The sequence below is a fragment of the Parasphingorhabdus sp. JC815 genome, from assembly GCF_040717415.1.
GTDB lineage: Bacteria > Pseudomonadota > Alphaproteobacteria > Sphingomonadales > Sphingomonadaceae > Parasphingorhabdus.
This window is the reverse complement of record NZ_JBFEFM010000001.1, coordinates 36,818-58,101: the sequence shown is the minus strand read 5'-3', so window position 1 is coordinate 58,101 and position 21,284 is coordinate 36,818. Positions and strand designations below refer to the sequence as shown.

21 protein-coding genes and 1 riboswitch are annotated in these 21,284 nt (G+C 52.8%); of the genes, 6 read left to right on the top strand and 15 right to left on the bottom strand.

From position 1 onward, the window contains the following. Nucleotides 1–2: 2 nt before the first annotated feature. Nucleotides 3–209: a cold-shock protein gene (locus AB1K62_RS00265; RefSeq protein ID WP_367000313.1), complete on the bottom strand. Its 207-nt coding sequence runs from the start codon at nucleotides 207–209 to the stop codon at nucleotides 3–5. Between the two features lie 287 nt (nucleotides 210–496). Here AB1K62_RS00265 and AB1K62_RS00260 point away from each other — a divergent pair, with 287 nt between their 5' ends. The 3 genes from AB1K62_RS00260 (at nucleotide 497) to AB1K62_RS00250 (ending at nucleotide 1,877) form a co-directional block, all read left to right on the top strand. Then, entirely contained in the window at nucleotides 497–1,240 is a 744-nt protein-coding gene (locus tag AB1K62_RS00260; RefSeq protein WP_367000311.1) for a hypothetical protein, read from the top strand. Nucleotides 1,241–1,260: 20 nt separating this feature from the next. Then, nucleotides 1,261–1,662 carry a DoxX family protein gene (locus AB1K62_RS00255; RefSeq protein WP_367000309.1) on the top strand — a complete coding sequence of 134 codons (402 nt, stop codon included), beginning with the start codon at nucleotides 1,261–1,263 and terminating at the stop codon, nucleotides 1,660–1,662. Between the two features lie 62 nt (nucleotides 1,663–1,724). Then, nucleotides 1,725–1,877 carry a hypothetical protein gene (locus AB1K62_RS00250; protein ID WP_367000308.1) on the top strand — a complete coding sequence of 51 codons (153 nt, stop codon included), beginning with the start codon at nucleotides 1,725–1,727 and terminating at the stop codon, nucleotides 1,875–1,877. A 34-nt stretch (nucleotides 1,878–1,911) separates the two neighbouring features. Here the strand turns inward: AB1K62_RS00250 and AB1K62_RS00245 are convergent, their stop codons facing one another. From AB1K62_RS00245 to AB1K62_RS00200, 10 genes are all read right to left on the bottom strand, one after another. Next, nucleotides 1,912–2,604 (bottom strand): hypothetical protein, encoded by a 693-nt coding sequence (locus AB1K62_RS00245; protein ID WP_367000307.1) that lies wholly within the window; start codon nucleotides 2,602–2,604, stop codon nucleotides 1,912–1,914. A 277-nt stretch (nucleotides 2,605–2,881) separates the two neighbouring features. Continuing rightward, nucleotides 2,882–4,564 carry an RNA-directed DNA polymerase gene (locus AB1K62_RS00240; RefSeq protein WP_367000305.1) on the bottom strand — a complete coding sequence of 561 codons (1,683 nt, stop codon included), beginning with the start codon at nucleotides 4,562–4,564 and terminating at the stop codon, nucleotides 2,882–2,884. A gap of 434 nt (nucleotides 4,565–4,998) precedes the next feature. Continuing rightward, a complete protein-coding gene (locus tag AB1K62_RS00235) occupies nucleotides 4,999–5,652 on the bottom strand; it encodes a hypothetical protein (protein WP_367000303.1) in 654 nt (217 codons plus the stop codon). A 62-nt stretch (nucleotides 5,653–5,714) separates the two neighbouring features. Beyond that, the gene (gene thiC, locus AB1K62_RS00230; RefSeq protein ID WP_367000301.1) at nucleotides 5,715–7,637 is read right to left on the bottom strand and encodes a phosphomethylpyrimidine synthase ThiC; all 1,923 of its coding nucleotides are present in this window, start codon (nucleotides 7,635–7,637) and stop codon (nucleotides 5,715–5,717) included. Between the two features lie 43 nt (nucleotides 7,638–7,680). Further along, nucleotides 7,681–8,088, bottom strand: a complete 408-nt coding sequence (locus tag AB1K62_RS00225; protein ID WP_367000299.1) for a hypothetical protein — start codon at nucleotides 8,086–8,088, stop codon at nucleotides 7,681–7,683. Nucleotides 8,089–8,127: 39 nt separating this feature from the next. Beyond that, nucleotides 8,128–8,230: riboswitch (TPP riboswitch) on the bottom strand. Nucleotides 8,231–8,300: 70 nt separating this feature from the next. After that, nucleotides 8,301–9,428: an EAL domain-containing protein gene (locus AB1K62_RS00220; RefSeq protein ID WP_367000298.1), complete on the bottom strand. Its 1,128-nt coding sequence runs from the start codon at nucleotides 9,426–9,428 to the stop codon at nucleotides 8,301–8,303. A gap of 126 nt (nucleotides 9,429–9,554) precedes the next feature. Next, nucleotides 9,555–9,863 (bottom strand): DUF1153 domain-containing protein, encoded by a 309-nt coding sequence (locus tag AB1K62_RS00215; protein ID WP_367000296.1) that lies wholly within the window; start codon nucleotides 9,861–9,863, stop codon nucleotides 9,555–9,557. A gap of 217 nt (nucleotides 9,864–10,080) precedes the next feature. Continuing rightward, a complete protein-coding gene (locus AB1K62_RS00210) occupies nucleotides 10,081–10,212 on the bottom strand; it encodes a DUF2474 domain-containing protein (RefSeq protein ID WP_367000295.1) in 132 nt (43 codons plus the stop codon). Next, nucleotides 10,212–11,210, bottom strand: a complete 999-nt coding sequence (cydB, locus tag AB1K62_RS00205; protein WP_367000293.1) for a cytochrome d ubiquinol oxidase subunit II — start codon at nucleotides 11,208–11,210, stop codon at nucleotides 10,212–10,214. Before cydB ends, AB1K62_RS00210 begins: the two co-directional genes overlap by 1 nt. Then, on the bottom strand, nucleotides 11,207–12,643 hold the full coding sequence (locus tag AB1K62_RS00200; protein WP_367000291.1) for a cytochrome ubiquinol oxidase subunit I: 1,437 nt from the start codon (nucleotides 12,641–12,643) through the stop codon (nucleotides 11,207–11,209). The genes cydB and AB1K62_RS00200 overlap by 4 nt, the downstream gene beginning before the upstream one ends. Nucleotides 12,644–13,058: 415 nt before the next feature. Here AB1K62_RS00200 and AB1K62_RS00195 point away from each other — a divergent pair, with 415 nt between their 5' ends. After that, nucleotides 13,059–13,325 (top strand): hypothetical protein, encoded by a 267-nt coding sequence (locus AB1K62_RS00195; protein ID WP_367000289.1) that lies wholly within the window; start codon nucleotides 13,059–13,061, stop codon nucleotides 13,323–13,325. Nucleotides 13,326–13,514: 189 nt separating this feature from the next. After that, nucleotides 13,515–13,832, top strand: coding sequence for a hypothetical protein (locus AB1K62_RS00190; RefSeq protein ID WP_367000287.1), 318 nt, complete (start codon nucleotides 13,515–13,517; stop codon nucleotides 13,830–13,832). A gap of 123 nt (nucleotides 13,833–13,955) precedes the next feature. Here AB1K62_RS00190 and AB1K62_RS00185 read toward each other — a convergent pair whose 3' ends face one another. Further along, nucleotides 13,956–15,548 carry an isocitrate lyase gene (locus tag AB1K62_RS00185; protein ID WP_367000286.1) on the bottom strand — a complete coding sequence of 531 codons (1,593 nt, stop codon included), beginning with the start codon at nucleotides 15,546–15,548 and terminating at the stop codon, nucleotides 13,956–13,958. 189 nt (nucleotides 15,549–15,737) lie between these two features. Here AB1K62_RS00185 and AB1K62_RS00180 point away from each other — a divergent pair, with 189 nt between their 5' ends. Beyond that, nucleotides 15,738–17,156: a short-chain fatty acyl-CoA regulator family protein gene (locus AB1K62_RS00180; protein ID WP_367000284.1), complete on the top strand. Its 1,419-nt coding sequence runs from the start codon at nucleotides 15,738–15,740 to the stop codon at nucleotides 17,154–17,156. Nucleotides 17,157–17,181: 25 nt separating this feature from the next. Here the strand turns inward: AB1K62_RS00180 and AB1K62_RS00175 are convergent, their stop codons facing one another. Genes AB1K62_RS00175 through serA form a run of 3 tightly spaced genes read right to left on the bottom strand, consistent with a single transcriptional unit; the run spans nucleotide 17,182 to nucleotide 21,258 of the window. After that, nucleotides 17,182–18,471 carry an adenylosuccinate synthase gene (locus AB1K62_RS00175; protein ID WP_367000283.1) on the bottom strand — a complete coding sequence of 430 codons (1,290 nt, stop codon included), beginning with the start codon at nucleotides 18,469–18,471 and terminating at the stop codon, nucleotides 17,182–17,184. A gap of 30 nt (nucleotides 18,472–18,501) precedes the next feature. Beyond that, complete coding sequence (locus AB1K62_RS00170) at nucleotides 18,502–19,614, bottom strand: ATP phosphoribosyltransferase regulatory subunit (protein WP_367000281.1); 1,113 nt, start codon at nucleotides 19,612–19,614, stop codon at nucleotides 18,502–18,504. Nucleotides 19,615–19,674: 60 nt separating this feature from the next. Continuing rightward, complete coding sequence (serA, locus tag AB1K62_RS00165; protein WP_367000279.1) at nucleotides 19,675–21,258, bottom strand: phosphoglycerate dehydrogenase; 1,584 nt, start codon at nucleotides 21,256–21,258, stop codon at nucleotides 19,675–19,677. Nucleotides 21,259–21,284 lie beyond the last annotated feature (26 nt).

Here is a 21,284-nt window from a genome sequence, read left to right as displayed (position 1 = left end):
CATTAAGCCTGCTCAAGATTTACAGCTGCTTTCTTGCCATTGTTTCCGGTTTCGATTTCATAAGACAAACGCTGCTCTTTTTCGAGAGTCTGCATGCCAGCAGCCTGGACCGCTGTGATATGCACGAAGCTGTCATCGCCGCCATCTTCAGGAGCGATAAAGCCATAGCCTTTGTCGGTGTTGAAAAATTTTACTGTGCCTATAGGCATATTCTTATTCCTATTCATAACTTAATTATGTCTGACTCTGCCTCAGCAAAATCAGACGGATTCGCCAACGTCGAGAAGAAGGAAAAAAGAGTATGCAGACCGTTTTACCGGCCCTTAGACAAGAATTTCGTCGTACGCGATTATTAGCTATCTTTGCCTATAGCAGTCTATCGGATACATAGCAAACGGCTTGGCACCAGTATGAGGCGATGCGAGCCTTTAAGGGGTCGGGCTGCTATTTTCGTTCCCCTTCCCCGAACGGGCAATAATGTGTATCGCACTGTGATATGACACATATTTTTCGCCTTTCCGGCCCTCTGCCCACTGCATTCACCGCAATTGCCATGTCTGCGGCTTTGACAGCTTGCCAGCCTGACGAGCAGCCAATAGCTCCAGAACCGCAAGACGTCTATTTTGACCGCCTGTCGCAGCTTTGCGGCAAGGCTTTTTCAGGCACTCTCGCCTCTGATCAAGCGGTAGATGCCGATATGGCGGGCAAGCCGATGATCATGCATGTCGCGCATTGTGACCAGAACGAGATCCGGATTCCTTTTCATGTCGGCCCCTCTCCCACCGATGCGGCGGATAGCGAATGGGACCGCTCGCGCACATGGATCATCACCCGTATTACCGACGGAGACAAAAGCCGCCTGCGTCTGAAACACCGTCACCGGCATGAGGACGGGTCGCTTGATGCTGTAACCAATTATGGCGGCGATACCGTTTCACGCGGTAGCGCAGAGCGTCAGCAGTTCCCGGTCGATGCCGAATCCATCGCGCTGTTCAAACAGGAAGGGCTGGACCAATCTGTCACCAATGTCTGGGCCGTGGAAATCAGCCCGCCGGGCCAAAGCGACGCCCGCTTTGCCTATGAATTGCGCCGCCCCGCTCCATCCGGCACCCCGTCCGATACTCCAGCCACCGACGCGCCTTCTGATAATTCTTCGCCCGAAGGCCGCTTTTTCCGGGTCGAGTTTGACCTGACCAAAGCCGTTCCTCCCCCGCCTCCGCCATGGGGGGATCAGGATTGAAGGAATCGCGCGACTCCCTGATGCGCCGGTTTTTTCGTCTGCTCCTTGCTATATTCTATCTGATTGCGGGAATTGCCCATATCAAAAGCCCCGGCGGCTTTCTGGCGATTACGCCCGGCTGGGTTCCTTTTCCGCAGCAGGTCATTTTCCTGACCGGCGTGGCGGAAATCGCGGGTAGCATTGGCTTGCTCATCCCGCCCCGGCTTGTGCCGCATATCCGTTATGCCGCCGGGATCGGGCTGGCGCTTTATGCGCTGTGTGTTTATCCGGCCAACATCAATCATGCGATAAACAATATCGCCATTGGCGGAGAAACCGCGAACTGGGCTTACCACGGTCCGCGCCTTTTGTTTCAGCCGGTTTTCATCTGGTGGGCGCTGATTGCCGGCAATGTGATAAACTGGCCTTTTCGCAATCGTTAGAACCCCTTACATGAGCCGGGCTTTTCATGTTACAGTGAAGTTCAACAATTTCCAGGAGGAAAATGATGGATAAAGACGGTGACAATATCAGCGTTTCAGAAGAAGAAGCGAGCAACAAAACCAACCCGCAAGGCGTGCGATGGGTATTGGGAATATCACTCATACTTGCTTTGATCGCCATGACGGTTGTGTGGATTATACCCGCTGTAACTTAGGCTAAGTTCACTAAGTTCACACCAAGGAAGCGTTTTATTCCGCCATTTTTGGATTATCGGGGGTGTTGGCATCATGCCTATCATCCCCGTTTATACTTTTAACGCTGCCTTCCCCTGAATTGGCATCATCAAAATTCTCGTCCAGCGTAGGATGGATCATTTCCAGCGCAGCCGTCAGCGGCGTATAGCCATTGGACCAGTCCTTCACAGCCTTTTTCTTGCCAAGACCAACAATCCGTTCGTCGCCAATGCCGTATTGCGCCGGATTATGGGCGCGCAGCAGGAACATCAACAAGCGGTCATTATATTTGCGCCGGACATAGGTGCACTGCCCATCACGATCAAATACGGGGTCTTCCACGCCCTTCAGCGCGCGTTCAAACGCCACATCGACCAGCCGCCGGCTCGCCTGTCGCATCGCCAGTTCCCACGCATAAGAAAAGCTCTGCCCCTCTAGCGAGCGGCGAAGCCGATAAGCGCTGCTTTCCGACATGCCGACCAATTTCGCCGCCTCCCGCACGCAGCCTGTATCAGCCAGTATCCCAATAAAATCCCGCTGCCGCTGCGGCGTCCATCCATCGACGCGCTGCCTCTCCCGCTCCACCGGAACAAAATCGAGCGGCTCGGCAGGTTCAGGCACCTGCGCGGGGAGCTGCGCAGCAGTCTCCTGCGCCACGGCAGGCGACGAAACAGACGAAGTTTCTGCTTGGCTAAAGGTTGAAGACAAAGGGCGAGCTGTGTGTTTTTAGTTTTCCATACGAATTGAGATAACCTATATGGTTATTTGTAGGAAAGTGGTTTTTTTTGGGGGATATATGGAACGAATGGAGTCTGGTTTATTATAGACGTGGTCGTGTTCCTGATAGCCGCAGTGTCTTTTTGAACACCTACACAGTCATCCTGAACTTGTTTCAGGATCCATTTATAGGCGCATTAACTCGCTATAGATCCTGAAACAAGCTCAGGATGACGAGTGGGGATAGAATTTTGACAGATCATTTAAATCAATAATTCTCCATGTCAAAACCCCTAGTATGCAGTAAAAATTTAGCTATCTCTCTTTGGTAGAAGCTTCTTACAAGAGAACGTCTAAATACGGTTTTTGCAGTTTTAGGAACGTTCCGCTTAGGATCATAAAACACAACCCCACAAGAATTCATCGCCTTGAAAAAAGGTTCGTTCATTATGTTTTTCGCATCATTCAACCAACCATTTCTAAATCCCTCATATGCAAGTAACCAAGTCCAATCGGTCATCACTCCGTTTTTGGTGATTTTATCTTCCCAATAAGCCTTTGGTAGACTTCCAGTACATAATCCGCGTTTATCCATATCTAATAACACTAAAGCTAATGCACTCGAAGGTATGTTTTTTGCCATTTCTGAAATCTTACCGGTTTTCATGCGAATTCCTAATCCACGAATAGTGTATATCTGCCAAATTGCTTCATACGTATTTCCGTTCGTGAGATTTCTTTCAGCTAATTCTGTAAACCTCGAACATATGCGTTTCTTAGAGACACGGTTAGTATCGAAATCCAAGTTTAAGAGTAATTCACATATTCGCGACATTGAACCCGGCGAGACAATTGAAGCCTTAAGCAGAAAAGATTCTAACTCTGCGACATCGGATTTTGACGATTTATGGTTTTCTAACACAGTCAAAGCATAGTTAGTAACTGCCTGATTCTCGTATGAAGTTTGCAATCGCAGAACAAGATTAAGGAATTCACGTAGACGAGCACCGATCAATGGGCCCGGACGATGAGACAAAAATGCGCCTATTTCCGATATCCAAGCTTCCTTTGCATGTGTGACAACGCGAGAAATAGAAGTTTTACTGCCATTTATGTCTAGTCCGTAGGATCGATAAACTGACGTAATAGCAGCTAACGTGGTTTCTGCGGACTCTAAATCTTTTAGCCCTATAAACCAATCATCTTGAAGACGGTCTACGTTCTCTCTCATGCTAGGATCACTTAACTCTAAGAAATCAGAGTCTATTCTCGATGATATAATTTCCGCAAGAACACGAGATGTTTCAGGCCCAATGGGTATGCCAACTGTCTGATTACGGTTACAACTGCGAACCAAAAAATCTAGTCGATCAGCTAAAGAGCCTTCGTAAGACTTGAGATTATCTTTCACTTTCTCTTTACCATACGCCGCCCATGGAATTGAATGTGTATAGATGGAGGGGTAGAAACGAGTAATATCGGTTTTAACAAGCCAATCGGAAGTTGCTTCAATATATGCCTGCTTGACCCGATGCAGTTCAAATACGATGCCCTTGATGGACCGAGGGTGATTTTTGGAAATTTTGATTTCATCCATAGAGTAGGTTTGCCTAGACAACCACTTTTGAACCGCCTTCCAATTGAAAGACAGTTCATACGCTAGTAAACTTTGCGGTATCGGATGAGTGATATGTACATTTCGTCGCTCAAAGCCCTTTTTTGGAGTTGATATTGTTTCTAACTCACTATGCCTAAGCTTGTACCCGTATGACCCATTTTTCTTTTTGTATTTTTTATCATTATCACACTTGTGAAATAGCTCGGCAGTCTCCCACTCTTTTAAAATATCTATAGAATTTGCGCCAAAACTCTGGGTGGTAAATACATGTGGAAGTTCCTTAGGAAAGTAACCTTTCGATAACAATGCTTCCAGCCTATTTTTACCCCACATAAATAATACACCTTTTCCATAATTATGATAAGCTTTTATAATACTTCAAGTATTTTTCAATTATGAATTATTACTACACCCATGAATTAAATTTTAGATATAGACTAATTACACCCACACAGTTGGGAATATATTTGCCCGAACCTTACAAAGAAAGCTGGATTCCCGCCTTCGCGGGAATGACGGTGGTGGGGTTGCGTTCCGGTTTTTGCGTCTCGTTCGGTGCGGAGGTGCTATCATTCAACATATATGCATCGTCATCCTGAACTTGTTTCAGGATCTATCAGGAGGCACTCCGAACCACTTTGGATCCTGAAACAAGTTCAGGATGACAAACGGGATTGAGGGATAAGCCGCCTCATCACCACAATATCAGCCCCATACCCCCTTCACATCTTATCACCCGGCAATTTGCTGGCCTGCTCACGCGAAGTCTAAGCACAGCCCTCAACATAACCGAGCACCGGCATGGTGCCGACGTGGATTTGGCTGACTTTGCCGTCGCTGCCGATTTCAAAGCGCAGGGCGGGCGTGCCGCTTCCGGCGTTGGGGGCGGTTAGATATTTGGCCGGGGCGTCGACATATTTGTGCGGGGTTGCCGGAAAGGGGTAGTATTTTTGGACCTCGGCTTCGCTGGCGCCGGTCCCGATGCCTTCGGCCAGCTTGACCGGTGAGCGTGGACCGATCGAGATACGCCGCACCTTGCCCCCTTCGGCAATCGCATAGGCGCCGGGGTAATCGGGCGATGAGAGCACGCGGCAAACGTCCGATAGCTGCGCGCCCATCTCGCTCCAGCCGCTGGTGGCGGGGACAGCCTCACCGATACGCAGATCGCCCAGTCCGGCAAGCGAGAGCATATCCGGCTGCGCCTTTTTAACGGGGGGCGCAGGCTTTGGGGTGTCCGATGATTTGCCGCTCGGCTCCGCCAAAGCCGTGGAACCTTCCGCTGATTCCTGTTCGGGCGTTTGCGATGAACAGGCCGCTAACAGGGCAAGCGGAACCAGCGCGAATGATATCGGGGAAAGCAGATTTTTCATACATGCGCGACGCACAGGCGCGCGAATGGTTCCCGGATGGTCGGTGATCATTATGCTGGCCCCTCTCTTAAAGCATTCCTATGGCCCCTCCCCGAAAGAGGAGGGGCTTTAGTTTACTCTGCCGGTTCTTGCGCGGCCTCTTCAACCTCGTCTGCGGGCAGATAGAGTTCCTGGCCCTTGTCCTTATAGACTTTTGCCATTTCGCGCATGCCTTCTTCGGCGGCGGCTTTGCTGGCCGCTGCGGTATCGGCGCCCAGTTTTTCCGAGGCGATAAAGCTCTCGGCGCTCTGGTTCTGCTTGCTGGCGAAGTCGCGGACTTCCTGGCTGATTTTCATCGAACAGAATTTCGGCCCGCACATCGAACAGAAATGCGCGGTCTTTGCGCCCTCGGCGGGCAGGGTCTGGTCGTGATATTCCATCGCCGTATCAGGGTCGAGCGAGAGGTTGAACTGGTCGCGCCAGCGGAACTCGAACCGTGCCTTGGACAGCGCATCATCGCGCACCTGCGCCGCAGGGTGGCCCTTGGCCAGATCAGCCGCGTGGGCGGCGAGCTTATAGGTGACAACGCCGACTTTCACGTCATCACGGTCGGGTAGGCCCAGATGTTCTTTCGGTGTGACATAGCAAAGCATCGCGGTGCCATACCAACCGATTTGCGCCGCGCCGATACCGCTGGTGATATGGTCATAGCCGGGCGCAATGTCGGTGGTTAGCGGTCCAAGCGTATAGAAAGGCGCCTCTCCGCAGACTTCGAGCTGCTTTTCCATATTCTCTTTGATTTTGTGCATCGGCACATGGCCGGGGCCTTCGATCATCACCTGCACATCGGATTTCCATGCGCGGTGGGTCAGCTCGCCCAGCGTATAAAGCTCGGAGAATTGGGCTTCGTCATTGGCGTCGGCAATCGAACCGGGGCGCAGACCATCGCCAAGGCTATAAGCAATGTCATAGGCTTTCATAATCTCGGTAATGTCGTCAAAATGCTCGTAAAGGAAACTTTCCTTGTGATGGGCAAGGCACCATTTCGCCATGATCGACCCGCCACGCGATACTATGCCGGTGACGCGCTTTGCCGCCATTGGAACATAGGGCAGACGCACGCCCGCATGGATAGTGAAATAATCCACGCCCTGCTCTGCTTGCTCGATCAATGTATCGCGGAAGATTTCCCACGTCAGGTCTTCGGCCACGCCGCCGACTTTTTCCAGCGCCTGATAAATCGGCACGGTCCCGATCGGCACGGGCGAGTTACGGATAATCCATTCGCGCGTGTCGTGAATGTTGCGGCCAGTAGACAGATCCATCACTGTGTCCGCGCCCCAGCGGATAGACCAGACCATCTTGTCGACTTCATTGGCGACATCGGATGCAACCGCGCTATTGCCGATATTGGCATTGACCTTGACCAGAAAGTTGCGGCCAATTGCCATCGGTTCGGATTCGGGGTGGTTGATATTATTCGGAATAATCGCCCGGCCCCGTGCGATTTCGTCCCGGACAAATTCCGGCGTGACATAGTCGGGGATGGATGCGCCAAAGCTCTCGCCATCGCGCTTATATTCTTTCAGCCGCTCGCGCCCCAGATTCTCGCGCTCTGCGACATATTCCATTTCGGGGGTGATAATGCCTTTGCGGGCATAGTGCATTTGCGAGACATTTGCGCCGGGTTTTGCGCGCAGAGGCCGTTTGACGACATGGGGGAATTGCGGGACGCCGCCGCTACGGTCGGGGCCAAGCTGGCCGTTATCTTCGGGCTTGATTTCCCGCCCGTCATAGGATTCCACGTCGCCGCGCGCTTCAATCCATTCGCGACGCATTTGCGGTAGCCCTGCGTTAATGTCGATCAGCGCATCGGGATCGGTATAGGGGCCGGATGTGTCATAGACGCGCACCGGATCTTCACCGCCCTCCAGATAGATTTCGCGCATCGCCACACGGATGCCCGAACCGCTATGTGCGGCGACATGGATTTTTTTCGAACCACGGATCGGGCCAGTGGTTACGCCAATTTCGGTTTTTGCGGGAATATCAGCCATAAGGGTTTGTCCTTGTTGAAATAAATATTGTTAAAAGCGTGTGTTAAAATACTTGTAGCCGGGCCAGTGCGACCACAACGGCGATGACACCGATAGCAATCGCAAATCCGGCCCAGATTTTACTGCCCCGGTTCATCATCTTGCCGGCCAGGGTAAGGAACCAGTCGCCAAACGCCAGGATCGCGACCCCTTCAAGCAAGGCTATACCGCCCACCACAGTAATCAGGATCGAGAGAATATCGGCGGGGTTGAAGGGATTGACGAGATATATCGTCGCACCAAGGGTAATGGTAATAATCCCGGTCAAAAACTGGATCGCGCCGCTTGCCTGCACTTCGCGCAACATTCCGGTCCAAAAACCGGGGCGACGAAATTCTCCCGTGCCAGCCGAAATGGCATAAATACCCATGAAAAGGGTGATCCATCCGGTGATATTTTCTGCATTACCCATCGCTTCTCTCCTTTGAGAGAGCGGAGCGCGGTTTGGCTATCCAAAACACCGCTCCCTCCCTCCGCCCGGGTTAACGGGATCAGGTTCAACGGGTCGCGGTTCATTCCGCTCTCAACCTTTACAGGCTCCCCGGGGACGACGCTCATGGTAAGCCCCCTTCATCAGAAGGTCCAGTGAAGTTTATTTTGCCATTAGATAAGGGGTGCTAAACCTTACCAGCCGGGGACGAAATATTTCGGCGGCACCGCACAGCCCCAGTAAAAGCCCTGGCCAAAATCAGCGCCAAGCAAGCGGGCCTGCGCCAGATGATGTTTGGTTTCAATGCCTTCAATGACCGAACGCGCTTTGCGGCTGCGGCAAAACTCCAGCATTGATGTCAACAGCGAGATCGGAATATCCCCGTCATAACAGGCATTGAAAATCGTTTTGTCGAGTTTCAGTTCATCGAACGGTATTTTTGTTATCCGTTCCAGATTGGCAAGCCCGGTGCCGTAATCATCAATTGAAATGGCTAGGCCATGTTCGCGCAAAACGTGGCAAACAGCGGCCATCCGGTCAATATCGACAACGCGAGATTCCTCGGTAATTTCCAGCATCAATGCCTTTGGCGGCACGTCGGCGCGTTTCAACCGGCTGATCAACGCATCGACAAACCGGCGATAGGTCATCAGGATTGCGCTGCAATTAAACGATACCGGAACCGCTTTTCCCTGTTTTGCCAAGGCAGTAGCGAGCCTTATCGCTTCGTTCACTACAACCAGTGTCGCCTCGACTTCTACGGCGACATCGACCAGATCGGAAAAGATGATTGCCGGATTGAGCGCCCGGCGCGTCTTTATCCGGGTCAGCGCCTCATATCCGACGATCCTCTCGCTTTTCAAACATTGTTTGGACTGAAACTCTACCGACAGATTGGGTAATAGCCGGTCTGTTTCCACCAGCGCGCACACATAGTCGAAATCATTTACAGCATGGCCGCTAACTTCAGCCATACGCCCGATAAGATTGGACAATGTCGGCACCTTATAAGGTTTTTGCAAACGTTGCACCACGCTGCCGGGATCGAAAACAAAATCATCGCCGCTATCTTTGGGATTCGGGGTTAATATGACCGGCAGCGACGATCGCAGCCCTGAAAAGCGGTCGAGCAGATCATGGCCATTTTCCCGCATCGCTTTGGGATCAATGACCAAAGTATCCGCGCCAAACACCAGACCTGCCTCTTCATCCAGTTTCGAGAAAACACAGGCGACGGAAATATCATGCGCTTCCAGATCATCCTGTAGTGACCGGGAAAGTGCGTTTTCCTCTTCGACTATGATGACTTTGGCTCTGGACATGGCTGACCTCGAAAGTTTTCTGGGGGGACCGCCGCGTTACGCCGGGCGGCGATGGGATGACTGGATGACAGGCTGAAAAGCTGCTTAGGCTTTTGACCAAATTACCAGCTTTCACTGCCTGTCATATCAAGCATCCTGTTTTTGTTTCTGGGCCCGATATTCCTGTAAACGGGTGATCCGCAATCCGGTCATGCCCGACCGATGGACCGCCTCTTGCCAAGAGATTAACTCCTCGAGTGACAGATTATAACGCTCACATGCTTCATCTGTGGTGAGTAGCCCGCCATTGACGGCAGCAACCACCTCTGCCTTGCGCCTGATAACCCAGCGGGTTGTGTCAGCAGGCGGCAAATCATGTTCAGCCAGCGCTTCCCCAAGCGGCCCAATGACTCTGGTGGCTTTTTGGGAGACTTTCGGTATTTTTACGTGTTTCATGCGGAACCTCATTTCTGCCTTTCGGCGCTTCCCCTGTTCCTGTGCCCGCCAATGAAAATGGCCAGCATTTATTAAACACGTATAAAGTGTCACGGTTAATAGCGATTAACCCATGAGCTTAATTATGTTTGATGCGGAATATGTTTCGGGACACGAATTACACGCGTGATAATGACTGATTTACCGGAGATACATCGTCAATCCGTTACGTGATCCATTAAGCAATCCACAGGCGCAAAATATATGCGACAATGCCCAGAACCGTGATGCTCATCGTCCAGATTGCGGCCATCCATAACAGCCGTTTCCATAACGGGGAATCATCAGCCGGTCCGTCTGTCGAAGCCATTAGTGGTAACCGTCCGTTCCGACTTTTCCGCGGAACACCCAATAGGTCCAGCCGGTATAAGCCAGAATGAGCGGCACGGTTATCACCACCCCGACCAACATGAATATCTGGCTGCTTTCGGGAACCGCCGCATCCCAGATCGTAATCTGGTCCGGAACGATATAGGGGAACATCGAAATACCCAGTCCGGCCATGCCAAGAAAGAACAGGCCCAGCGAAATCAAAAAAGGTGCAAGCTCCTGTTTCTTGAACAATCCGCGAAACAGGAAATAAGTCAGGATCAATACCAGCAACGGCACTTGCGCGGCAAATAAGATACTGGGCATATCAAACCATCGCGCCCAATATTGCCCGTCAAGAAACGGCGTATACAGGCTGACCGCCGCCATGAGAGCAAGCGTTGCAATGGCCGCCGGTTTGGCGAGACGATAGGCATCCTGCTGCGTTCCCCCATCAGTTTTCCAGATTAACCACGTGGCGCCAAGCAACGCATAGCCCGCAACCGTTCCCAGTCCGGTGAGCAGCGTATAAGGCGTCAACCAGTCAAACCAGCTTCCGGCATAAGCACGGTCAACAACCTCCACTCCTTGTAATAATGCGCCCAAAATCATGCCCTGTGCCATCGCAGCGGTCAGCGACCCTATGGTAAAAGACAAGTCCCAGATTCTGCGGTGCCCCGGGTCGCGCCAGCGGAATTCAAAAGCGACCCCGCGGAAAATAAGCCCCAGTAACATCACGATGATTAGCGGATAGGTGGCCGGAAGAATGACCGCATAAGCCAGCGGAAAAGCCGCAAGCAAACCGCCCCCGCCCAACACCAGCCAGGTTTCGTTGCCATCCCACACTGGCGCAATGGAGTTCATCGCCTGATCCCGCTCCTTGCCGACAGTGAACACGGGAAATAATATCCCGATGCCAAGATCAAATCCATCCATGACGACATAGGCAAAGACCGCAAAAGCAATGATGAAAGCCCAGATAACTGTTAAATCCATCATGCTTCTCCTTTTTCAGGGGCATCGAGAGCGGGCATGTCATAAACCGGCCCCGGCATGATACCCGCTGTGCGAACCGGGCCTTTTTCGGTTGACTTGACCCCTTTTTCACCCGCTTGTGGCGATGCTTTCATCAGGCGCATGATATACCATGTGCCTACACCAAATACGGCGAAATAGACGATGATAAACGCGACTAACGAGGCACCTACGGCTGGAGCTGCCAGCGGCGACGCACTGTCCACCGTGCGAAGCAAGCCATATATGGTAAAGGGTTGCCGCCCGACCTCGGTCGTGATCCATCCGGCAATCACCGCAACAAAGCCCGCTGGCCCCATCAAAATGGCAGCGCGGTGGAGCAGAGGCCAGTCATAAAGTTTCTTCCGCGTTCTGGCGAACAGGCTCCATAAACCCATGCCCAACATGGCAAAGCCGATGCCGACCATGATCCGGAATGACCAGAACACCATGCCCACCGGCGGCTGGTCCGCTTCGGGAACCGTGTCCAGCCCGTCCAGCGGCGCGTTCAGATCATGCTTGAGGATAAGCGATGATAATTTGGGAATCTCGACCTTGTAATCCACCCGCTTTTCCGCGCTATTGGGAATACCAAACAGGATCAGCGGCGCGCCGTCGGGGTGGCTGTCATAATGGCCTTCCATCGCCATGACCTTTGCCGGTTGATGCTCCAGCGTGTTCAGACCGTGCAGATCGCCAGCGAAAATCTGGACCGGAGCCACCAGCGCGGCCATCCACATCGCCATCGAGAACATTTTCCGGGCATGGGGATTAGCCTTGTCTTTAAGCAAATGCCACGCGCCGACAGCGCCCACCACAAAGGCGGTGGTCAGATAAGTCGCCATAAGTGTGTGAAACAGCCGATATGGAAAGCTGGGGTTAAAAACGATGTCCGACCAGCTCTCACCCGGCACAAATTGCCCGTTGGCAGCGATTTCAAAGCCCGCTGGCGTTTGCATCCAGCTATTCACGCTTAATATCCAGAAAGCGGAAATAAACGTACCGAGCGCCACCATCAGCGTCGCCATAAAATGCAGCTTTTTGCCCACTCTGTTCATTCCGAACAGCATAACGCCCAGAAAACCGGCTTCTAAGAAAAATGCGGTCAGCACCTCATAGGCCATGAGCGGTCCGACAATGGGTCCGGCAAGATCGGAAAACACCGCCCAGTTGGTCCCGAATTGATAGGACATGACGATGCCGGACACGACGCCCATAGCAAAAGTAACCGCAAATATCTTCAGCCAATATTTGAACAGATCCATATAAAGCTGTTTGCCGGTTTTCAGCCAAAGCCCCTCCAGCACAGCGAGATAGCTGGCAAGGCCGATAGAGAAGGCTGGAAATATAAAATGAAAGCTGATTGTAAACGCAAACTGTATGCGCGCTAACATTACGGCATCAAACTGCTCAAACATCGTCGATCGCCCCCTTTTGGGTGGAACTCATAATGTATTGGCGCTTGTTTATAAGATAATGCGCTATTTTACAATGTAATGACACTTGATAAGACAGTGAGTGCGATTGCATAACCCGCAACCGGAATGATGGGCCACAGACTTGATAACAGGTTCGTTCAAAGCAGCAGAATCAATAAAGTCACATAGCTTTCAGAAAGAAATGGAATCAAATTTGGGCAAGAATCGGTATTTCAGCGTCAAACCCCTTATCCTCAATTTTCACCAAATCGGATAAACAGACCCCCATTCTCGACGAAATCCAGTCACTTCTCATTTAATCGCGCAAGTCGTGCTTCCCGCCGCTTACTTGTGGAATGTTACCTGCCCAGCATCATTTTGAGATGTGCAGGGGTTAATAACGGAGTTTAGGATTATGAAAAAATTACCCATGATTGCAGCCGCTTTTGGTGCCGCCACATTGATCGCTGCACCAAGTTTTGCTCAGGACGTCCCGGAAGAAAGCGCGGCGGAAGAAGCAGCACCTGTAGGCGCTCCAGCGACCATAGACACAGATGGGGATGGCAAAATGGATGCATGGGACCAACGCGGCGATGGCAAACCCGATAGCTGGGACACCAATGGCGACGGTTCACCGGATGCTTTTGACCAGGATGGTGACGGCGCCCCTGATCCGCAATAGCCGACCCCAAATAGGCAAATAGTTAAGCACGCCTTGAACCCATCCGGCACAGACTCAGTATAAGCAGCCGGTATAGGCAGTGCATGAAGCGAGCGGCCAATCCCGGCTTCCCTCCCCCACCGGATTGGCCGCCGCAATATTCTGGAAAACCAGATTATGTGAAAATTAGCCCGGCAAAGGAATACCGCCATGACAAATCTATTGAAACCAGCATTGATAGTGACACCCGCGATAATGGCGCTTGCTGCTTGCGATGCCCCGCCAGCCGAAGATCCGGCCTTGGACGCAGATAATAGTGCAGAAATAATAAGCCCGCCCATCGAAGAGCCGCTTGACGCTGCGCCTATCGACGAGACTGCCCCCATTGATGACAAGCTCACCGGCGGCGAAGCACCATTAGACGAAATGCCCATCGATAAAGCCATGCCGGACACAGCAGAAGCCGATGCACCAGCAGGCGAAGACAGCAAGACGGATGAAAACTCCGAAGCCGTTACAACGGAATAAAGCACTTCAAAAGCTTCGCAGTCATATCATCGTCCTTCCCGTCTGCGCGGAAATGACGGTTCGGTAGCACAAAAAAGGCCCGGATTTTACCCCGGGCCTTTCATTCAATCTGCAATCCAACAATTAACCGAATTGGTTCATCGTGTTGTCAGCGCCACCTGCTTTCAGAGCCGCTTCACCAGCGAAATAATCCTTGTGGTCATCACCAATGTCGGAGCCAGCCATATTCTGGTGCTTCACACAGGCAATGCCTTGGCGGATTTCCTGACGTTGAACATTGCGTACATAACCCAGCATAGCTTGCTCACCGAAATATTCTTTAGCAAGGTTATCGGTGGACAGTGCCGCCGTGTGATAGGTCGGCAGCGTAATCAGGTGGTGGAAAATACCGGCCCGTTTCGCGGCATCCGCCTGGAAAGTCCGGATGCGTTCATCTGCATCTACCGCCAGTTCGGTTGTATCATATTCTACGCTCATCAGGTTCGCACGGTCATAGGCGGTAACATCCTTGCCTTCGGCGGCCCACGCATCATAAACCTGCTGACGGAAATTCAGTGTCCAGTTGAACGAAGGCGAGTTGTTATAAACCAGCTTTGCATTCGGCATGACTTCGCGGATCCGGTCAACCATTCCGGCAATCTGCTCGACATGGGGTTTCTCGGTTTCGATCCACAAAAGATCAGCGCCGTGCTGCAATGATGTAATGCAATCGAGCACGCAGCGGTCTTCGCCGGTTCCTTCGCGGAACTGGAAAAGGTTGCTTGGCAGGCGTTTGGGGCGCATCAATTTGCCATCACGGTTCAGGATAACGTCACCATTTTGCGCCGTTGCGGGATCAATTTCTTCACAATCAAGGAAGCTGTTATATTGATCACCCAGATCGCCCGGCTCTTTGCTGACCGCAATCTGTTTGGTGAGACCAGCACCCAGTGAGTCGGTGCGCGTAACAATAATGCCATCTTCCACGCCCAGTTCAAGAAACGCATAGCGGCAGGCACGGACTTTCGCCAGAAAGTCCTCATGCGGAACAGTCACTTTACCGTCCTGATGCCCGCATTGCTTTTCATCGGACACCTGATTTTCGATTTGCAGAGCGCAAGCACCCGCTTCGATCATTTTCTTGGCCAGCAAATAGGTTGCCTCGGCATTACCGAAACCGGCGTCAATGTCGGCAATGATCGGAACGACGTGAGTCTGGTAGTTTTCAACTTCGTTCAGCAACCGTTTTTCCGTAACCATGTCGCCGCTTTCGCGTGCCTCATCAATTTCGCGGAACATGCCGCCCAATTCGCGGGCATCGGCCTGACGCAAAAATGTATAAAGCTCTTCGATCAGGGCTGGAACGGATGTTTTTTCGTGCATGGATTGATCGGGCAACGGACCAAATTCGCTACGCAAAGCGGCGACCATCCAACCGGAAAGATAAAGATAGCGGCCTTTGGTATCGCCAAAATGCTTTTTGATCGAGATCATCTTCTGCTGACCGATAAATCCGTGCCAGCAACCCAGCGACTGGGTATAATTTGCGGGATCAGCATCATAAGCGGCCATGTCTTCACGCATGATAGCGGCGGTATATTTTGCAATATCAAGGCCGGTTTTAAAACGGTTTTGCAAACGCATACGGGCTACGGACTCAGCGTCAATGCCGTCCCATGTGCCGTTTTGTTTCTGGATCAGCGCGTTGGTCTGATTAATATGGTCTTGATATGACATGGTCATGCTCCTTTTGGGTATCGGCCTTTACAGCCGTCGATTCGTCTTAAGCTATGCCCTCCTTCTAAGCTGTCATTTGCCCGGGCCGAAGCGCTGTGCAGTTTAACTGTAACGCTTTACAAATTTTTGTTGTATAGTTGTAAGGATATTACAAACCACGCGAGTCGTCTAAGATGAATAAAGTCCGTCATGTCCAGTGAACGCCCCGTCTATATGGGTCCGCGCCTGAAAAGGCTGCGCCGTGATCTGGGCCTTACCCAGGCCGATATGGCCGCTGATCTGGAAATCTCGGCCTCTTATGTCGCGTTGCTGGAACGTAACCAGCGCCCGTTTACCGCCGATATGCTGCTGCGTCTTGCCCGCACCTATAAGATCGACATGGCGGAACTGGCTGGTGATGGCGGGGAGGAATATACTGCGCGGCTGGAATCGGTTTTGAAAGACCCGATGTTTGCAGATATTGATTTCCCTCAGCTCGACACAGCTGACGTAGCAACCAGCTATCCCGGCTTTACCGAAGCGATGCTGCGCCTTTATACCGCATATCGGGAAGAACAACTGGCGTTGGCCGATAAAGATACCGGCGCAGAGGTAAGCAATGTCGATGCCGCAGACGCCGCTGACCCTGTGGCACAGGCACGCCGCTTTCTTGCCGCCCGCCGTAACAGTTTTTCGAGCATAGATGACGCCGCCGAGCGCATTGCGGAAACCGTGAGCGGTCAGGAAAGCATGATCGCGCATCTGAAGCAAAAACACGGTCTTGAAGTGCGTAGGCTGCCTTCGGATGTGATGATGGGCGCAACGCGGCGGCTCGACCGGCACCGGCGACAGATATTGCTCGACGATCAACTGGATCACGCCAGCCAGATGTTCCAACTGGCGTTGCAACTCTCCTATCTTGAGCTGAAAGGCGAGATTGACAATGTCCTGAAAGACGGCAGCTTCACTACCGAAAGCGGTGAGCGTCTGGCCCGGCGCGCCCTCACCAGCTATGCTGCGGCGGCTTTACTCATGCCTTATACGGCTTTTGCCAAAGCGGTCGAGAAACGCCATTATGATGTCGAGGCGCTGGCTCGTCAATTCGGGACCAGTTTTGAGCAGACCGCCCACCGTCTGACCACGTTGCAAAAGCCGGGGCAAGAGCGCGTGCCGTTCTTTTTCATTCGCGTGGACCCCGCCGGTAATGTGTCCAAACGGCTGGATGGCGCAGGGTTTCCCTTTGCCCGTCATGGCGGTGCGTGCCCCTTATGGTCGGTGCACCATGCGTTCCAAACGCCGCGACAGGTTCTGACCCAATGGTTAGAGCTTCCCGATGGACAGCGGTTTTTCTCTATTGCCCGCACTGTGACCGCAGGCGGCGGCGAATTTGGTACGCCGCGGGTTGAACGGGCGATCGCGCTCGGCTGCGCCGCGGAACATGCCGACCGCCTGATCTATACCCGCGGCCGGACCGACATCAGTCCGGACAATGCTACCCCCATCGGTGTCACCTGCCGGCTGTGTCATCGCACAAAATGCCGTGCGCGATCCGCGCCGCCGATTGGCCGCCAGATATTGTCCGACGATTATCGTCAGGCCAATACGCCCTTTGGATTTTCACACAGTTAAACGCCTGAAATTAAAGGCTGCGAGTTTAATCCGCGAACGGGTCTTTCACCAATATCGTGTCATCCCGTTCGGGAGAGGTTGAAACCAGCGCTACAGGGCACTGGATCAATTCTTCGACGCGCCTGATATATTTGATCGCCCGTGCCGGAAGGTCGGCCCAGCTCCGCGCACCAGCGGTGGATTCGCTCCACCCCGGCATGCTTTCATAAATCGGTGTCACGGCTTCCTGATCCTGATGATGCGGCGGCAGATAATCATAAGTTACACCATCCAGATCATAGCCGACACAGATTTTCAGTTCTTCAAATCCATCGAGCACATCCAGCTTGGTAAGCGCAATCCCCGTAACGCCGGACACGGCAAGCGCCTGACGCACCAGCACCGCATCAAACCAGCCGCAGCGCCGTTGACGCCCCGTAACCGTGCCAAATTCATGCCCGCGCTCACCAAGGCGCTGTCCTGTATCGTCATTGAGCTCGGTCGGGAATGGGCCGGACCCCACGCGGGTCGTATAGGCTTTGACAATCCCCAGGACATAGCCGGTGCCCGATGGGCCAATGCCCGAACCACCCGCCGCTGTGCCGGATATTGTGTTGGAGCTGGTAACAAAAGGATAAGTCCCGTGATCGACATCCAGCAGCACGCCCTGTGCCCCTTCAAACAAGATACGATCCCCGCGTTTACGCGCTTCATTGAGCCGCTTCCACACTGGCTGGGCATATTGCAGCACAGAATCAGCAATCTCGCGCAGGTCGGCTAACAAACGCTCCCGGTCCACCGGCTTAACGCCAAATCCGGCACGCAACGCGTCATGATGCGCGCAAAGCCGGTCAAGCTGCGGGCCCAGATCATCAAGATGGGCAAGATCACAAACCCGGATCGCCCGGCGACCCACTTTATCTTCATAAGCCGGACCAATGCCGCGCCGCGTTGTGCCAATCTTGCCCTCACCACTCGCATCTTCGCGCATGGCATCAAGGTCGCGGTGAATGGGCAGGATCAACGGACAGTTTTCGGCAATGCCAAAATTATCTGCATTGATCGCCACGCCCTGTTTACTCAGCTTGGCAATTTCATCGCGCAAATGCCATGGATCAAGCACAACGCCGTTACCAATGATCGACAGTGCGCCGCGCACAATACCCGAGGGCAATAAGGAGAGTTTATAAACCTCACCATCAACCACCAACGTATGCCCGGCATTATGCCCGCCCTGAAAACGGACAACAACGTCAGCACGTTCCGACAGCCAATCGACTATCTTCCCTTTGCCTTCATCACCCCATTGGGCACCGATAACGGTTACATTGGCCATATCTGAAACGTCTTTCTTGCTACTTGCGGGTTAGATTTCTTGTGGATCCGTACCAACCAATATGTGGGTGCATCGCAGGTCTTCAGCTTTATCAGCTTGTGACAAAGCCGCAACTGTTCTCCATCCCTCTGACCGAAGCGCCGCTGCCGCTTTTGTGTCATGCCCCAATGGCAAAAAGACAGTGTCTTTCTGTTTTGCGCTGAAACCTGCATCGAGCGGGCCCGGATAAAGAGAGAAACCAACGGCGCTTTCCGTGCCGCCATCATTGGTCGGTATTTCATAGCTGCCACCGCGGCCCATCGCCCCGACATATCCTTCTGCAAACAAAGTAAAGCCAAACCAGTTTTGATATTCAAAACCGTGGCGTTCTGTCGGATCAAGGGTCAGGTTTGCCTTGTCCTTGATATTGGCGGCAATGGCCGCAATGCCGTCAAGGCGCGATTTCAACAGATTATCACTGTCAAAGGCGCGCATTTTTGCCATCGCATCATCAAAAGGTCCGGTTGCCTCGATCAATGGCAAATATCCGGTTGCGCCCAATGCGGTCAGGCCACCGGAATCCTTCATATCCAGTTCGCTACGCACATCGCGCGCCTGCGCGGGGTTTAACGGCAATGGACCAGCTGACAATATATCAATCAGATCGGGCATAGTGAAATCAACGGTAATGCCGGCCAATCCGGCCTGCCCCAGTGCCTCTATCGCTACCGAAACAATTTCGCTGGCCGCCGCGACGCTGTCCGTGCCGATCAGTTCGGCCCCGATTTGCAGGCGGCAGCGTTCCGGATGCAATTGGCCGGAGCGCAATTGCAGAACCTGACCGGAATAGCTGAGGCGCAGAGGCCGCGCCTCACCCGACAGGCTGGTTGCTGCGATCCGCCCGATCTGCATGGTGACATCAGGGCGCAGAGCCAAAGTCCGCTGGGAAATGGGATCAACAAAACGCATCAAGTCGCGTTTTGTCGATCCGGTCATCCGGCCTGTCAGCACATCCTCATATTCCACCAGAGGCGGAGAGACACGCGCATAGCCATGGCTGGACAATGTATCGAGCACATCGCGCTCCACGCGCAAACCGGCCTCGGCATACGGCGGCAAAGAATCATGAAAGCCTTCTGGCAACAGGTTAGACAGCTTTTGCATAGACTTTCGCCTCCATAGCCCAAGGACACGCCGAGGCCACCGGTTTTTTGATGCTTTTTCCTAAAAACGCACTGCTTTGACGGTTTTCACACCTTCCAGATTGCAGACGTCCCACAACACAGGTTCTTCAACCGGCGAATCAATGGAAAGCAGCAATACCGCGTCCCCGCCCGGTGCATCGGCGCGCCGGCCAAGGTGGAATGTGCCGATATTGACGCCCGCTTCACCAAGGGTTGAGCCTATGCGGCCAATAAAGCCGGGTTGATCCTGATTGACGATATAAAGCATATCGCCTTCAAGATCGGCTTCAACCTTGATACCGAACATTTCAACCAGACGCGGGCCAGAGGAACCGAACAGCGTTCCCGCCACTGATCTTTCCCCTTCTTCCGTGGTCACAGAAACACGGACCAATGTATGATAATCGCCTTCGCGGTCGTGACGCACTTCACGGACATCAAGGCCGCGCTCTTTGGCCAGATAGGGTGCGTTCACCATATTGACCGAGTCGCTATAGGCACCCATCAATCCGGCCAGCACCGCAGCGGTGATCGGTTTTGAGTCCAATTCTGCCGCAGCCCCTTCAACTTCGACGGCAACGCCTTTAATTTCTTCCCCGACCAATTGTCCGACCAGCGAACCAAGCTGCGTCGCAAGCTCCATATAAGGAGTGAGCTTGGGTGCTTGCTCCGCCGACAGGCTGGGCATGTTAAGCGCGTTGGAAACACCGCCATTTAGCAGATAGTCGGACATTTGTTCCGCCACCTGAATAGCGACATTGACTTGTGCCTCGCTCGTCGATGCGCCCAGATGCGGCGTGCAAATCAGGTTCGGCGTGCCGAAAAGCGCGTTTTCCTTGGCCGGTTCCTCCGCATATACGTCCAGCGCAGCGCCAGCGACATGGCCAGATTCCAAAGCCTCTTTCAATGCCGCTTCGTCAATCAAACCACCGCGTGCACAGTTCACAATCCGCACACCGGGCTTTGTTTTGGCAATGGCTTCGGCAGACAAGATATTGCGTGTCTGATCCGTGAGCGGCGTGTGCATGGTGATGAAATCAGCGCGCTCGAGCAGCTCGTCCAGCGTCACTTTTTCAACGCCCATCTCGATAGCGCGTTCAGCCGTCAGGAACGGGTCATAAGCCGCCACTTTCATTCGCAGGCCAATCGCCCGCTCGGCCACAATCGAACCGATATTACCGGCACCGATCAGACCCAGTGTCTTGCTGGTCAGCTCGACACCCATGAATTTGGATTTTTCCCATTTGCCTGCCTGTGTGGACGCATCGGCTTCAGGAAGCTGACGGGCCAGCGCGAACATCATCGCAATGGCATGCTCGGCTGTCGTAATGCTGTTACCAAACGGCGTGTTCATCACCACTACGCCCTTGGCAGAAGCGGCGGGAATATCGACATTATCCACGCCGATGCCCGCACGGCCAACCACTTTCAAATTAGTCGCGGCTTTTAATAGTTCAGGGGTTACCGTGGTTGACGAACGGATCGCCAGACCATCATATTCACCGATAATTTTCAACAATTCTTCCGGTGTCTGTCCGGTGATTTCGTCAACTTCTACACCGCGCTCACGGAAAATTTCGGCGGCTCTGGGGTCCATTTTGTCGGATATTAATACTTTTGGCATTTTTCAATTCCTGTCTCATATATTCG